Origin of the sequence: Cellulophaga baltica 18 (genome assembly GCF_000468615.2) — a bacterium.
Lineage (GTDB): Bacteria > Bacteroidota > Bacteroidia > Flavobacteriales > Flavobacteriaceae > Cellulophaga > Cellulophaga baltica.
Window position 1 is genome coordinate 3,891,468 of record NZ_CP009976.1, and the last position, 16,019, is coordinate 3,907,486.

13 protein-coding genes are annotated in these 16,019 nt (G+C 36.6%); 1 reads left to right on the top strand and 12 read right to left on the bottom strand.

The annotated features are described in order from the left end of the window. Positions 1 to 137: 137 nt before the first annotated feature. From M666_RS20690 to M666_RS16765, 7 genes are all read right to left on the bottom strand, one after another. Entirely contained in the window at positions 138 to 356 is a 219-nt protein-coding gene (locus tag M666_RS20690; RefSeq protein WP_029446799.1) for a Rossmann-fold NAD(P)-binding domain-containing protein, read from the bottom strand. Between the two features lie 308 nt (positions 357 to 664). Next, on the bottom strand, positions 665 to 1,495 hold the full coding sequence (locus M666_RS16740; protein ID WP_029446800.1) for a type II toxin-antitoxin system RatA family toxin: 831 nt from the start codon (positions 1,493 to 1,495) through the stop codon (positions 665 to 667). 54 nt (positions 1,496 to 1,549) lie between these two features. Further along, on the bottom strand, positions 1,550 to 2,128 hold the full coding sequence (locus M666_RS16745) for a Crp/Fnr family transcriptional regulator (RefSeq protein ID WP_029446801.1): 579 nt from the start codon (positions 2,126 to 2,128) through the stop codon (positions 1,550 to 1,552). 168 nt (positions 2,129 to 2,296) lie between these two features. Continuing rightward, positions 2,297 to 2,590: a hypothetical protein gene (locus tag M666_RS16750; RefSeq protein ID WP_029446802.1), complete on the bottom strand. Its 294-nt coding sequence runs from the start codon at positions 2,588 to 2,590 to the stop codon at positions 2,297 to 2,299. Positions 2,591 to 2,824: 234 nt separating this feature from the next. After that, on the bottom strand, positions 2,825 to 4,381 hold the full coding sequence (locus M666_RS16755; protein ID WP_029446803.1) for an SDR family NAD(P)-dependent oxidoreductase: 1,557 nt from the start codon (positions 4,379 to 4,381) through the stop codon (positions 2,825 to 2,827). Between the two features lie 1,148 nt (positions 4,382 to 5,529). Next, positions 5,530 to 6,846 carry a DEAD/DEAH box helicase gene (locus M666_RS16760; protein WP_025615452.1) on the bottom strand — a complete coding sequence of 439 codons (1,317 nt, stop codon included), beginning with the start codon at positions 6,844 to 6,846 and terminating at the stop codon, positions 5,530 to 5,532. A 5-nt stretch (positions 6,847 to 6,851) separates the two neighbouring features. Further along, a complete protein-coding gene (locus M666_RS16765) occupies positions 6,852 to 8,192 on the bottom strand; it encodes a DEAD/DEAH box helicase (RefSeq protein ID WP_025615453.1) in 1,341 nt (446 codons plus the stop codon). Positions 8,193 to 8,378: 186 nt separating this feature from the next. Between M666_RS16765 and M666_RS16770 the strand changes: the two genes are divergently transcribed. Continuing rightward, the gene (locus tag M666_RS16770; RefSeq protein ID WP_029446804.1) at positions 8,379 to 9,539 is read left to right on the top strand and encodes a cytochrome-c peroxidase; all 1,161 of its coding nucleotides are present in this window, start codon (positions 8,379 to 8,381) and stop codon (positions 9,537 to 9,539) included. A gap of 168 nt (positions 9,540 to 9,707) precedes the next feature. Here the strand turns inward: M666_RS16770 and M666_RS16775 are convergent, their stop codons facing one another. From M666_RS16775 to egtB, 5 genes are all read right to left on the bottom strand, one after another. Beyond that, positions 9,708 to 10,349: a hypothetical protein gene (locus tag M666_RS16775; protein WP_029446805.1), complete on the bottom strand. Its 642-nt coding sequence runs from the start codon at positions 10,347 to 10,349 to the stop codon at positions 9,708 to 9,710. Between the two features lie 21 nt (positions 10,350 to 10,370). Next, on the bottom strand, positions 10,371 to 11,390 hold the full coding sequence (locus M666_RS16780) for a YHYH protein (RefSeq protein ID WP_029446806.1): 1,020 nt from the start codon (positions 11,388 to 11,390) through the stop codon (positions 10,371 to 10,373). A 233-nt stretch (positions 11,391 to 11,623) separates the two neighbouring features. After that, positions 11,624 to 13,747: a M3 family metallopeptidase gene (locus M666_RS16785; RefSeq protein ID WP_029446807.1), complete on the bottom strand. Its 2,124-nt coding sequence runs from the start codon at positions 13,745 to 13,747 to the stop codon at positions 11,624 to 11,626. 111 nt (positions 13,748 to 13,858) lie between these two features. After that, positions 13,859 to 14,842: an L-histidine N(alpha)-methyltransferase gene (locus M666_RS16790; protein WP_052206666.1), complete on the bottom strand. Its 984-nt coding sequence runs from the start codon at positions 14,840 to 14,842 to the stop codon at positions 13,859 to 13,861. Then, complete coding sequence (gene egtB, locus M666_RS16795) at positions 14,809 to 15,966, bottom strand: ergothioneine biosynthesis protein EgtB (protein ID WP_029446809.1); 1,158 nt, start codon at positions 15,964 to 15,966, stop codon at positions 14,809 to 14,811. Before egtB ends, M666_RS16790 begins: the two co-directional genes overlap by 34 nt. Between the last annotated feature and the right edge of the window lie 53 nt (positions 15,967 to 16,019).

The window sequence follows — 16,019 nt, forward strand, 5'->3', positions numbered from 1 at the left end:
AAACATAATCCTATTCCAAACCTTGCGGGATTCCGCAGAAGTGAAAAAAAAGTTTGAAAATGTAAAAATGTGATCACCAATTAAGAGAGCAATGGTGTATTTTTTTACTTACGTTCTTCGATATTTCGGGGCTCCTTTTATTCCTTTTCAGCGGTTGCATAAAATTGGTCCCATTGTAAAATTTCGTAGGCCTTAGCTTCTTTAAAAATATTTTTTGCCATGGCCTGTCCTAAAACATGCACCGGAATTCCTCGGTATTTGCGTAATCCTCCTCTAAGAAAAGGCTTTAAAAGTGGCCAAACTTTTAAGGTAATGGCTTGAGCCATTCCGTACCTGTTGGTTGGCGTTAAAATCATTGAAGGTTGAAAAACACTTAATCGCTCAAAATTTAAAGCTTTTAATTCTTCTACTAGTTCGCCTTTTGTTCTTAAATAAAAGGATTTAGATTTAGGACTTATGTCTACCGAGGCTAGTAATTCAAAATGTTGAATGCCTGCTTTTTTTATTCGCTTGAAATTCTTTTAGCCGTGGAGGAAACAGTTCTGGATCTAAAAATTGCAGATGTATAGGGACTGCTTTTCAGTATTACAATATACTCTAATTTCGCAACAAACGGTTCCGATAACCTCTAAATCGCTATTACTTATGCATTACTTAGCCGTAGTTATTTCTGCTCTATTTGCTGCTGCCAATTAGCAAGAAGTTGCTCCCCTGTTTTGCTAAACTTCCCTCTAAGAATTGGGTGAAGCAACCAGTTTTGGAATTTCTTTTTATACTCAAATTCAAAGACCATTCTAACTTTTGTTTGTGTCTCATCAATTTCCTCCATTTTCCAGTTTCCTTTCAAGTTTTTAAAAGAATAAGGATAGTCGGGAACAGCAGTATGTACTTCAAAAGAATATTCCGCTTCTTCTGCCCATTTAGAACAAGTTTCTGTCCACCTATCTTTTCCGTGGCTACAACTGCGAACCATTCCCTCACCTTCACCAGAAATTACGTTAACAGCATCAATATTTGGTGCTACTACATGGTAATTCGCTACATCAGAAATTACTTTCCAAACGTTTTGCTTGCTAGCTTTGAACGTTCTTTCGAAACTTAATTGTTTCCTCCCCTTTTTAGAGTTGTGGTCTGTTTGCGCAAGTGCTTTCGCTTGGTTGATTGCCATAAGTAAAACAATTAAGGCCACCACAGCAATCATACTGTTTCCTGTTCTTGAAATTTCAAATGGTTGAAAAATTAAAAGTATACTGCTCGCTAGAATCCAAAGGAAATCCTGAATAATTATCGCTAATACGCCCAATGGTTTTTGCCTTTTCATTTCATAAACAATGAGGAAAGAAAATAAAATTAGCGCGGTACCTGTAATCCAAAATACAGCGGTATTAGCGCTGTCAAACAAATGAGCAATCTGTTTGTTTTTAACAACCAATAGAATGCCTGAGAGTCCTGAAAATAGCGCATTGAGTCGAAGTGATTTTTGCAATTGATTCATCTTAGAATTTTTAACAAAGTTCTTAAGTGTGAAGCAATTTTCTCTTGACAAATGTTAGGAAATTGGGTTAACTAGATTTTTTCTGAGTCTGCTTAATGATTCAGGAGCAATCCCTATCATGGACGCAATATAGTGAAGAGGAACATGCTGAAAAAGCTCAGGATCTTCTTCCATTAAGTTTTCAAATCTTTCTTTCGCGGTAGTATGTAATTGCGAAAACATACTTTTCTCTAGCAAAGCAAAAGAATGCGCCAAAAGTAAATTGTCAAATTCGAGCCATTTTGGTTCCGTTTTGCTGAGTTCCATATGTTTCTCTCTACTGATGACATATAGGGTACAATCAGTAATAGCCTGAATATTCCAAAAATTTTGGGTTTGAAAAACGAAGCTGGACACCGAAGTAATAAATTTTCCGCTACTTCCTATCCAAAAGCTAATTTCTTTTCCATCGGCAATGTCATACATTCTAAGATACCCCGTCGCTATAAAAGCCATTTCTCGACATACTTTTCCTGACTGCAGAACGTATTCATTTTTCTTAATTTCAACCTTTTCAAATTTGGACAAAACGCTTTCTAAGGATTTCTTGTCCATGCTAACTTGCGTTGTGATACAGTCTTCAAGTAGTTTCATTTTCTAAATATTACCAAGGGTGGGTATCCGATTAATGGCGTGGTTTAAACAACTAAACTAACAAATAATTTTTTAGGGTGCTATCTACTAGGCAAACTTTCAATTGTTCCCGCTTCCATTTCTTCTTGTTTCAGTTTTTTTACCTGCCTGGCGGCGTCCGATTTCGTATTAAAAAAGCTTATTCATTTTGAATACCGACATAAAAATGAGCATTCCTAGTGTCGCCAATACATGAAGCCCAAAGCCCACATAATTTATGACTTTTACATAGGTATTCGTAGAATACCCTATAATGGAATACAGAGCGAATATTAAAATACAGGCTTCTACACATAGTGCACATGCTTCTCTAAATTCGAAATAATGCACTTGTATGTTCAGATTTTTGTTGATCCAAAAAATAAGTATCCCTACCACAACAATTACATTTAAATAAGAAATAGGAAGAATGGTCTTTTCCATTTTATATCCAAGGATAAGGGCGGTTAAATGACAAATTAAAATAAGCACTATTACTACGTTAACAGTGGTATCATTCATAACTTATAATTGGTATTTTCTAGTTGTTTCTCTTGCAGGTAACATACCGCTAACCGTAAAATTATTCTAATCGTTGTTCGTTATTTACAAATCAGTAACTACCCAATTTCTTTAGTATGATACGTTGTTTTCGGTGATGAGCAGAAATCCTTTAAACTACCAATCTATAGGGAAATAATCTTTTAAGAATTTACCTGCCCAATGCTTTCCTGTATTGATGCCATCAAATAAAGGATCCATAACCCGTGCAGCGCCATCAACAATATCTAAAGGCGGTTGAAAATCTTGCTCTTCTTGCTTCTTTTTTGCTAAAGCAGCAGGGTCTTCATCGGTTACCCAACCCGTATCTACCGCATTCATAAAAATACCTTGCTTGGCTAAATCGCCTGCCGCAGTATGGGTTAACATATTTAAAGCCGCTTTGGCCATATTGGTATGTGGGTGTCGCGATTCTTTAAAAGCACGGTGGAATTTGCCTTCCATAGCCGTAACATTTATAATGTGTTTTTGCCCTGTAGGATTCTTTTTCATCACCTCTGCCAAGCGGTTACACAAAACAAAAGGTGCTACAGCATTTACTAGCTGTACTTCTATCATTTCTGTAGTTTCTATTTCACCCAATTTCAAACGCCAGCTGTTGGTATTTCGTAAATCTACCTGCTGCAAATCGGCATCCAACTCCCCTTCCGGGAATACTTCTTTAGCCACTAAAGCCTTATCGAAACTATAAGGTATCTGCGAGAGTTGCGCCGAAGCACGTAAGCCTATTCCTGGTTCTGGACCATGCCAAGTCACTGGCATATTCTGGTTCGGAGACGCTGTAGTGGTAAGTTGCGTTAACTCTTCTAAACAACTGTTATGATCTTGCAATAATTCCTGTGCAAATTTAGGTAGAGTTGCTATCGGTTGTTCTTCATTGGCCATTAAATGATGGTAGAACCCTGCAGGCCTGCGTACCGTTTGTGCGGCATTATTAATTAGAATATCTAAATGATCATACTGCTGTTCTATAAAATTACAGAAGATTTCTACACTCGGGATATGGCGTAAATCTAATCCGTGAATTTTTAAGCGGTGTCCCCATTCCATAAAATCGGCCTCTTTAGAAAACCTTAAGGCAGAATCTACAGGAAAACGCGTGGTTGCAATAACGGTTGCTCCGCCACGCAATAACATTAAGGTGATATGATAACCTATTTTTAAGCGAGAGCCGGTAATGACCGCCACTTGCCCTTTTACGTTCGCGGATTGGAAACGTTTGGCATAATTAAAGTCGCCACACTCCGTACACATGGTATCGTAAAAATGGTGGAGTTTGGTGAACGATGATTTACAGACATAGCAATTACGAGCAACTTCTAGTTCTTGCTGTTCTTTATGTGCTAATTCTGATGCTTGTAATAATTTTGGAGCGGTAAAAATATGTGCTTCGCGTGCATTACGGATACCCGTTTCTTTCCGTGCCACCCGATCCATTTTATCTTGCTTGCGTTTGTTTGCTTTTTTGGCGTCCTTTTTACGACGAGAGAATTCGTCTCTATTTGGTCTAGAAAATTGTCCAGTTACTTTAAGGAGCTCCGTTCTTTGAGCTAGGGGAATATCAAAAATTTGATCGGTATGGGCAACGAGTTGTCCTAGTATCGCAATGCATTTATCTATTTCTTCAGAAGAGATCTGAGGTGCATTTGAAGGGTCTTCAGCGTTTAAATTCATATAAATTTTACTATGCTATGATGCGTTTTTTAGGGCATTAATACTTCTCGATACTAATTATTCATCCGCTATCGCTACTTTACAATTCACTCGAAGTGACAGCGGTATGCTGATTGGTAATTGAGAATCTTGATGACAATCACTCTCTTTACTTAATACTCGTTACTTAGTACTCTTTACTTATAACTCAAATGTCAGTTCGAGTGGTTTTCGATAGAAAATTGTATCGAGAACTTTTTGCTGCTCGAATACTTCTCGATACGAATTACGCATCCGCTATCGCTACTTTATAATTCACTCGAAGTGACAGCGGTGTGCTGATTGGTAATTGAGAATCTTGATGACAATCACTCTCTTTACTTAATACTCGTTACTTAGTACTCTTTACTTATAACTCAAATGTCAGTTCGAGTGATTTTCGATAGAAAATTGTATCGAGAACTTTTTACTACTCAAATACTTCTCGATACTAATTATTCATCCGCTATCGCTACTTCATAATTCACTCGAAGTGACAGCGGTATTCTGATTTGTAAAGGCTAAATAACTATTACTTTTTTTACTTAATAATCTGTACTATTTACTAGTATCTAAATTTCAATTATCTGTTCATTTTTTTCATCGATAAAAAAACGAACCAAACCTGCCTGCCGGCAGGCAGGAAAATCTAGGCTGACGAAACTTAGTCTAAATTTTTCTATCAATCTCCTGAATTTCAGGAACTCGCTTTGAACCATCAAGAAAAATAAAACCTAGCCTTAAGCTCAAACAGCCTGAAATTGCTACGGATAATTCAATTCAAATTTCACGACAAATTTTCGATAGGCCGTTCTTTAATTCAACTAAAAATAGCAATCAGACTTTAATACATTGTACTTAATACGCTATACTCCTTACTTAATACTTAGTACTTGTTACCTACAACTCAAATGTCAGTTCGAGTGGTTTTCGATAGAAAATTGTATCGAGAACTTTTTACTACTCAAATACTTCTCGATACTAATTACGCATCCGCTATCGCTACTTTATAATTCACTCGAAGTAACAGCGGTGTGCTGATTTGTAAAGGCTAAATAAATAATACTTTTTTACTTCATACTTTGTACTATATACTTATTACTAACTACTTAATACTTAAAGAAAAAAAACTACTCCAAAACTGTAATTCTGACTTTCTTCTTTTTCAATTTTGTATTGCTCAACTTTCGTACTAAATCATCAGCAATTGCTAAGGGTACAGCAACAAAAGCGCAATCTTGTTTTAATTCTATAGTTCCTAATTGATCTTTAGAAATTTCGCCTTGCTTAAAGAATAACCCAGCGATATCTCCTTTAGAAATTTTATCTTTTCTGCCGCCCGAAATAAATAAAGTCTCCCAGTATTGTGGCTTGCGAGGTGCTTTTACAGAAATATTGGCACGGTTAGGGTTTCTTACAAACTCAGGAAATTCTTCTTTTTCCCATCGCATTACATAAGCAGTACCTTTGGTATTTACACGTGCTGTTCTTCCATTACGGTGTGTAAATTCTTCCTCAGAAGCTGGCACATCATAATGAATAATATATTTAAGCTCAGGCACATCAATACCTCTCGCTGCTAAATCTGTAGCAATCAAAAGCTGACTTGTACCATTTCTGAATTTGATTAAGGCACGGTCCCGATCATACTGTTCCATCTCTCCTGAAAACGTAGAATGGCTAATCTTCTTTTCCGTAAGAAACTTATCTAAGTACTCTATATTTTCTTTTAGGTTACAAAAAACAATTCCTTGCTCATTCCCCAAATGCATCACCAAATCTAATAAGGTTTGCGATTTGTTTCTTAAAGGAGAGATGACCGTTTTAATCTCTAATTTAAGTGCTTTTTTCTCTTTCAGGTAATTGATAAGTACAGGCTTGTCTAAGCGTACGAATGGAGGAACTTCAATATTTTGCGTTGCCGATGTTAGAATACGTTTATTGATACGCGGTACGTTTGCAATAATACCTTTCATCTCATCAGAAAAACCTTTATCCAAACATTTATCAAACTCATCTAAAATTAATGTTTTGATGCTCTCTTTAGAAAAACGATCATTCATAAAATGATCTAGAATTCTACCTGGCGTTCCTATAAGAATAGCAGGGTTATGCTTCAGCTCCATCTTATCTTTTGCCATAGTACGACCTCCGTAAACAGCATTTACTTTAAAACCAGTACCCATTATACGAAGTACTTGCTCTATTTGTATGGCTAACTCACGAGAAGGCACTACAATCAAGGCTTGCACTTCATCAATGCTAGCATCTAATGTTTTTAATAGCGGTAATAAAAACGCTAATGTTTTTCCTGTTCCTGTTGGAGAAAGCAAAATGGTATTGGTTGTTTTTTCAATTACAGCAATAGCCTCCTCTTGCATTGGGTTCAATTGGTGGATATTTAATTTTGCTAAAATATCCTCTTGATCTTTTATACTATTCGCCATTACAACTATCTATTTTTCTTATTTGTTGGTGTCTCTTCTTTTGGAAGAATATTGGTATTGTGCTCTAAATAATTAGCCAATACTTTATCTATTAGTTCATCTTTTGTTAAATGATGAAAAACAGTTTTTATTTTAGTTTTAAAATCTTCAGAAACGTCTCTGTTGGGTTTTGTTTTAAAGATTTTCTTTGCCCAAAGTAAGGCATTGGTCTCTTCTAAACTTGATGCATCTGCCTTTTCAATTTTATGAAAGGTAATGCCCAACTCTTTTTCAAAATCTGGAATTTCTGCAACCTCTTCTTGCTGTAGAATGGTAATAGAGAGTCCGTTTGCTCCTGCCCTAGCCGTTCTACCACTTCTATGTACATATAAGTCATAGGTTTCTGGCAAGTGGTAATTTACTACGTAAGATATATTCTTAACATCAATACCACGAGACGCTAAATCTGTAGCTACTAAAATTTTTAGTTGCCCTTCTCTAAACTGCCCCATAACCCGATCACGGATTACTTGGGTTAAACTCCCGTGAAGTGCTCCTGATGAAAATTTATTAATCGCTAAGTTCTTCGCTAGCTTATTTACAGCAGCTTTTGTTTTACAGAAAATAATACCTTGTTCTCCTTCGCGAGAACTTAAAAAATGTAATAAAACGTCTAGTTTCTCTATAGGTTCTACTACAATATATTGATGCTCAATACCTTGATGCCCTATAGTATCCATATCTGCCTCAAGGTGCATGACATTCTTATTTAAGTAATTCTGCACCAATTGCTTGATAGCACCTGGCATCGTCGCCGTAAACAAGAATGTTCTACGCTCTTCTGGCAATTCTTGTACGATAGGATCTAAGTCTTGCTTTAATGCCGTTACCATTTCATCGGCTTCATCTAACACCAAATACGCGGTGTTTTTTATGTTGATGGCTTTCTGTTGAATAAGATCTACCAAACGTCCTGGGGTAGCCACAACCACATGTGTGGCACTTTTTAATTTCTCAATTTGAGGTTTTATAGGCGTACCTCCACAAATAGAAGCAATAACAATAGCCGGACTGTATTTAGAAAAGGATACTAAGTTGGCATAAATCTGTTGCCCTAACTCGCGCGTAGGTGCCAAAATAACTACTTGTATGTCATTATTTTTTGTGTCTACCAATTGCAATAATGGGAGTCCAAATGCAGCCGTTTTTCCTGTACCCGTTTTTGCCAAAGCCACAATATCTTTCTTTGCCGTAAGTACTAGCGGAATGGTCTTAACCTGAATATCTGTAGGGGTTGTAATTTCTAAATCGGCTAAACTTTTCTGAAATACTTCATTAACTCCTAGCTTGGAAAAATGCTTTGACATAAAATAATTTTTCGCAAAGATAACTACAGTTTTTTTGGTATCGGTAAAGATTAGATGATATCTGTTATTCTTAGCCTATTTTGGCGGGTTAATCACTTAATTTGATGCACTTTATTGGATTTAACATGCAATAGTTGTGCATATAGTCTTTATGTCCTAAACTTGTCTTGCAAAGCGTTTTTAGCTATGAGTATCAAATTTTATATACCTATCCTTGTACTCCCTATTCTGCTATGGAGTTGCGGGAATCCTAGCGCTGGAAAACCTGAAGCCGTACCTACTGTAGCGGCGTTACCCAAAGTAGTTAAAGCGCCTATGAACAACCCTAATACTGCTGAGAAAGCACATTTAGGAAAACTCTTATTTTATGATCCTATTCTCTCTGGTGGTAAAGATATTTCTTGTGTAAGTTGCCATCATCCTGCAACGGGCTATGCCGAATTTTTAGACCTATCTATTGGGAGTAATGGAAAGGGCTTAGGAAGTAAACGAGTTTTTAATACCCCGAATACTATTCCGCTCATGAAACGCAACTCTCCTACTATTTTAAATACCGCCTATAATAGTATTCAGGAAAAAGGCGATTATGATCCTGAAGATGCCGCTATGTTTTGGGATGACCGCATTAAAAGCTTAGAGAAACAAGCTTTAGAACCTATCAAAACCTTAGAAGAGATGAGAGGGCATCATTTTGAGAAAAAGCAAATTTTAACCGAGGTAGCAGAACGACTTAAAGCCATACCAGAATATGAAAAACTCTTTGCTGCCGCCTTTGGTTCCAATGCTCCTATAGACAGCATTCATATTGCAAAAGCTATTGCTGCTTTTGAACGAACATTAGTCGCTAATAATTCGCGCTTTGACCAGTATATGTCTGGAGATACACATGCTATTTCCTTAGCCGAAAAAGAAGGTTTGGCACTCTTTGAATCGGTAGGCTGCATTAATTGCCATAGCGGTCCTATGTTTTCTGATTACAAACTGCATGTGATTGGTGTTCCTGAAAATAAAAAAGTTCTAATACCAGATAGCGGTGCTGATGAGCGTTTTGCTTTTAGAACGCCCTCTTTACGAAACCTACGTTTTACCGCTCCCTATATGCATAATGGGGTGTTTCAAAATTTAAAAGAAGTCCTAGAATTCTATGAAGAGATCTCTGTAGGAAAAACAAGAAATAAATCGGTTTCTAAAGCCATGTTTGATCCTCTTGTGGACGATTTGGAGCTAAGTGTTAAAGAAATGTCTTTACTAATTTCATTTTTAAATACACTGAATGATGACAATTTTGATAAAGAAATCCCCACTAGTGTTCCTAGTGGATTGCCTGTGGGTGGCAATATCCACTAAATTGATCCTTATTTTTTGATGGAAAAAAATAAAGCTTCCTATACCTAAAACTAGTACAAACACAGAAGGAGCCCCGAAAGGCTCCCTCATCAACTTAAAACTAAGAGCCGAGAACTACTACATAACTCGACTCTTATTAAACAACTACTACTTACTACAATTAATTAACTAACTCAAATTATGATTCTTTACCACCTGTAGTGGCTTTTTCTCTTTGTAACTCATCCAGAAATAATTTACGACTCCCATTAAAAAAACGGTACCTCCAACAGCATATAGTGCCGAGTAATCTCTTTTTACTGCTACGGGTGCAGCAACCAATGTAGCGCCCTCTACTTTTAAATTTAAGGTATGCTGATTCTCATTGTTCAATACGAATTTGGTTTTTTCCAAGCCATTTTTAAAGAACAATAATGTACTCTGGTTTTTATAAATTTCTTTGAAGATGGTATTGGTAACCACCATATTTTCTAGGTCATCAGGAATTCCGTTTACTTCAAAAACTACTTTTGTTTCATGACCTAATTGTACCTGCGCACTGGTAATAGTATACTTGATATTCTCATTAAATAAAAAACTTAAATTGTCTTTCACATGGGCAATTACCATGGCTTTAAACTCTTCTGGAGTCTTGTACTCTTGCTCTGGATTCATTGTTTTTATCTCATGCTGAAATGCCGTCAACGCTCCTGCTATTTGCAATACCCAACTTCCGTTATCTCTTTCTACAAGTAGTACTGTAGAGGCATCTGCTTGGTGTGCTTGCACACTTAAGCTTATAAAAAATAATGCGATTACAATTTTATACATGGTTTTTACTTTTTTTAATTATTACTCTGCGTATGCTCCTGATAAACAATCTATAAAACTGTTAGATCCTGGTGCTGCTACATGATAATGATAGCCTCTAATACTATCCGTATGTCCTCTACAATCATCTAAATCTGTTGGCTCATTTCCATCTGCATCTAACTGTGCATACATCGCAAAACCATCCATCGCATAACCAATTTGTGCGGCATGATTATCTGTTTGTGCTACCTGTGTAGAAACGCCTGTTGCTGCGTGATAATGATACCCTGCATTTAGATTGATATGTCCACCTGCATCATCAAAAGGCGCTAAAGTATAGGCTCCTAAAATAGCATCTGTAGGGGCCGGCGCATCAAAAACAACACCGTTAAAGGCAAGACCTCTATTTGATGGAGCAGAACTTGCACCTGGAGGTCCAAAACCGCCAAAAGAAAGTGGACTCGCCAGTTTTACTGGGGTAACAGGTATCGTATACGTGTTACTCATATCTGTTACATACGATGGGAGACACTCCACACAGAAATTTGCATACTCCTCACCTACGTTTGGATTAGCGGCATTTGCACAGTCATCTTCAGTTTCTGTGGTATATATGTCTCCGTTTTCATCATACATCATCCAATTCTCATCATTATAAAAGGTGGCCATATTTTGAATAAAAGCACCATCTACATCATATACTTCTCCATTTTCTAACCATATACCGCCAGCTTCTGCACCATCAGCAATATTATCTGGACACCAAGGCCCCATGGTATGATCTGCTGGTGTGCTCGTAGTTACAATCTGGTAACAATCTCCCTCCGTACCGTCTGAAAGGGTACAAGGTACTAAGGCCACTGTAACCGCTCCGCTATCGGTTAAAAAAAGACTAGGGTCTACGTCCATGACAAGATCATCACTCGTAGTTTCTTCTATTTCTGCATCAGTATCTGCATCTGACGAACTATTACTACAGCTGCTACAGGCCACAAAAAATGCCAAAGCCATTACCATCAATACTGCGTAAAATATATTTAATTTTTCAAAAATTTTCATGGCTAAATTGTTTAATTAAGATTCTTTGATGGAGTAAATCTACCCTATAAAAAGGATGTAAATTTTAACAATAAGCGAATCAAGAAAACTATTCAGCGAATGCCACCTCTGAATCAATTAAGCCTTTACTTAAACCATAAAAACTGCTATTTTAGGAGAAGAACTCAAAAATATAGCTATATATAAAGGAGCCCCTAGGAGCTCCTTTATATATGATATACGATAGTAGATTTCTATTCTAAACCTCTAGCGCTAAGCATTGGTGCAATTTGCGGATCAGAGCCTCTCCAATCTTTATACATCTGTTCTAAGTCTAACGTATTTCCTCTAGAAAGTACCATTTCTCTAAAACGTTGTCCGTTTGCGCGTGTTAAACCACCGTTATTTTCAAACCAGTTATAAGCATCATGATGTAACATTTCTGTCCATAAATACGAGTAATATCCTGCTGCATAGCCACCCCCAAAGATGTGTGCAAAATAAGTAGATCTATATCTAGGAGGAACCGCGCTAACAACATCTAACTTTGTTTTTGCTAAAGCTTCTTTTTCAAAAGCATTGGCATCTGCAATTTTAGTATCTGCAGCGATAACATGCCATTGCATGTCTAAATTAGAAGCTGCTAAGTTTTCTGTTAAGCTATATCCTTGATTAAAAGTTCCTGATTTTTTAATCTTATCTAGTAATGTTTGTGGAATTTGTTCTCCAGTTTTGTAGTGTACTGCATAGTTTTTTAGAATTTCAGGGTATAAAGCCCAATTTTCATTAAACTGAGAAGGGAACTCTACAAAATCTCTTGCGACTGCTGTTCCTGATAAAGAAGGATATTGCTGATCTGCAAAGAAGCCGTGTAACGCATGACCAAATTCATGGAACATAGTTTCTACTTCATCATACGTAAGCAATGCAGGTTCTCCTGAAGCTGGTTTCGGATAATTACAAACATTGTAAATTACCGGCTTTTTGTCATACAATTTAGACTGCGTTACAAAATTGCTCATCCAAGCGCCACCTCGTTTACTTGGTCTCGCAAAATAATCTGCATAGAATAAGCCTAATGCTTCCCCGTTTTCTTCAAAAAGCTCATATACCAATACATCTTCATGATAGGTAGGAATATCAATACGCTCTTTAAACGTGATGCCGTATAATTTTCTTGCAGCATAAAAAACACCTTTTTCTAAAACAGTTTTTGTTTCGAAATAAGGTTTGATTTGATTTTCATCCAAATCATATTTGGCGATACGTACCATTTCTGCATAGTGGTTCCAATCCCACGCTTCTAAAGTAAAATCCTCCCCTTTAGTTTTTACCATTTGCTGTATTTCTGCAGCTTCATTAGCCGCCTTTGCAGTAGCTGCAGGAATTAAACCTTCAAACATTTTAAAAACGTTCTCTGGAACTTCAGCCATGGTTCCTTGAAGACTCCATGCTGCATAATTAGGAAAACCTAAAAGTGCTCCTTTTTTAGCACGTAGTTCTGCTAGTTCTGTAATAATACCCTTCGTATCATGCGCAGAGCCATCTGTTCTATAGAATGCTGCCTTGAATAATTTTTCTCTCGTAGCTCTATTTTCAAGACTTTGTAATAAAGGTTGTTGCGTGGTATTCAACAAAGGAATTTTCCAACCTTCCCCTTCTGTATTTTCTAAAGATTTTAATTGTGCTTCAGAAAGTCCCGCTAACGCAGCTTTATCGGTGAAGACTAATGCTCCGTTATTATTTGCTTCTAATAAGGTTTTATTAAATTGATTTTCTAAGGCTGCTAATTTAGCATTGTACCCTTTTAAAACTTCTTTATCTTCTGGAGAAAGATTTGCTCCTGCTTTTTCAAACTGCTCAAAATAGTTCTCTATTAACTTTACAGCTTCTGCTTCTAGACCTAAACTTTCTTTAATCTCGTTTAAATGCTTAACTCTTTGAAATAGTTTATCATTAAGAAAGATAGCATCTTGTAGCGCTGCAAATTTAGGCGCCATTTCTTCTTGAATTGCTTGAAGTGTATCATTCGTATGTGCACCTGTTAAACCATAAAAGATATTAGAAACACGTTCTAAAACTTCGCCACTTTTCTCTAAAGCCAAGATGGTATTATCAAAAGTAGCTTCCGCGGAAGCATTCGCTATTTCTTGTACCGCTTTCTCTTGCAAGGCAATACCTTGATCTAGAGCCGGTTTAAAATGATCATTGGTGATTTTACTAAAATCTGGTGCAAAATACGGTAAGGTACTTTCTTCCAATAATGGATTCTCAGTAGTATTCATAGGGTCTTGTGAAGTGGTTTCGTTTTTACTTTTGGAGTCATTACAGCTTGTAAATAACACCGTAAGTAAAAACATAGTGTATACATTTTTCATGTAATTATTTTAAAATTAGTCCCTGTAAATATAGGAAATTAGCCTGATTTAATTCCACATTTCAAAGCCCTAAAAAAAGAAGAACCACGACTTTTAAAAATAATTTTACAGCTATTTTTTAACTACTACATAATCAGCAAAATAGTTATGGCTATCAGTAAATTTGGTTTGAATGACCATCGCTGTTTTCGCTAAAATAGCCTTTAGAATTTCCGCATCATATTTTCTAGAAATCTCGGTGTGTATCTTTTCCCCTTGCTCAAAAGAAATATGCTGGTCTAATGCAGCTATCCACACTTTTTGGGTTTTCTTACTGACCAAAAAGCTTTTGGCAATTCCTGATTGCTCATCATACTCTGGTGAATGCTTAAAGTTCCAAATATCAAATTCTGCACCAAACTCTTTATTAATTCGGGTCAGTAAATTTAAATTAAATGCAGCGGTAACGCCTTGGGTATCATTATATGCTGGTAATACTATATCCGATGCCTTAATACAATCAAGCCCCAAAAAAAGTTTATCGTTTGTAGTTAAGTTGTCAGAAAGCTGTTCCATAAAACTAGCGGCTTCATCATCTTCCATATTCCCTAAATTAGACCCTAAGAAAAGCACCACTTTAGGGTGTTCACTGTTCTTAAAACTCTCTAAAACCCCAAAATAGTCTCCCTGTTGTGTTTTTACAGAAAGATTAGGGATTTCCTTTTTTAGATTTTCTTCTAGATCGTCTAGCGCATGTTGTGAAATATCTATGGGTAGGTAATCAAACTTAAAACCTTGGGCTACTAAAGGCTTTAGTAACTCTTTGGTCTTTGTACCATCTCCCGCACCCAATTCTATCAGCTCAAAATATGTGTCTTTCCTTACTCCTAAGGCACTGATGATAGCATTATTCTGCTCTCTTAAAATTTCATGTTCTGCCCTTGTCAAATAATACTCTGGAAGATTCATTATTTTAACAAAGAGCTTATCGCCTATTTCATCATAAAAATAACGCGATGACAAAAATTTAGGACGACTATTAAGTCCTAAGTCTACATGCCTTAAAAATGCTGTATCAATAGTTATTTCGCTAGTCTGATTCCTGTGTACTGCCATCTATATTTTGGGTGAAAAAAGTTTCTATATGTATTTCTTTCATGACCTTCACTAGTAGCTACAGAGCTACCACGAAGTACCATGGTATTGATCATAAATTTGCCATTGTATTCTCCTACAGCGCCATCGGCAATTTTAAAATTAGGATAAGGCAAGTAAGCAGAATAGGTCCACTCCCATCGTTTTCCCCAATTAAATTTTTCTGATGCTGCTTCCCATTCAAATTCTGTTGGGAGTCTCATATTCTTAAACGTTGCAAAAGCTTGCGCTTCATAGAACGAAACATGAGAGAGTATAGCATCTACATCTACAGGCTTTAAACCCGCTAGAGTGTAGTAAAACCAAGTTCCATCTTTCTGTATCCAATAAAGTGGTGCCGTGATCTTTTCTTCTTGTACCCAAGACCATCCTTCATCTAACCAATATTTAAATTCTTGATACCCGCCAGCAGCTATAAAAGCTATGAAATCTCCATTGGTTACTAAACCTTTAGACAATTGGTAGTCATGTAAAAAAACCTTATGCCTTCCTAGCTCATTATCAAAACAAAATCCATCACCTTGATGGCCGATTTCATAAATACCTTCCGGCATGGCTAACCAACCTTCTTCTTTATTAGTATCCTGTACTAGATTAAATTTTTCATGGTAAATAGGATGAAGCGGATTGAAAGAAAATGTATGTTTTAGGTCTGTGAGTAACAATTCTTGATGTTGCTGCTCATGCTGAATGCCTAAAGTTACCAGCGTTTCTATCTCTAAGGATAATTTAGATTTTAAAAGGGCAACAATATGCTGATCTACATAGGTTCTATAACTATAAATTTCCTCAATAAGCGGTCTGGTCATGGCTCCTCTGAGAGAACGCGCAGCCCTTTCGCCTACGGTTTGATAATAGCTATTGAAAAGGTATGAAAAATCTTTGTTGAAAATAACATAGTTTTCATCGTATTTTTTGAGAATCATTTCCTCAAAAAACCATGTAATATGTGCTAAATGCCATTTTGGTGGACTTGCAAAAGCAACGGGCTGTGCATTATAATCTTCTGGCGCAAGTGGCGCACATAAGGCTACGGAATGCGCTCGTGTTTTTTCAAATTGATATATTAACTCGTAGTTGGTCATTAAAATAGGTCCTGTAAATCAAATGTAATTGCTTGTAAAAACTACATTTTGCT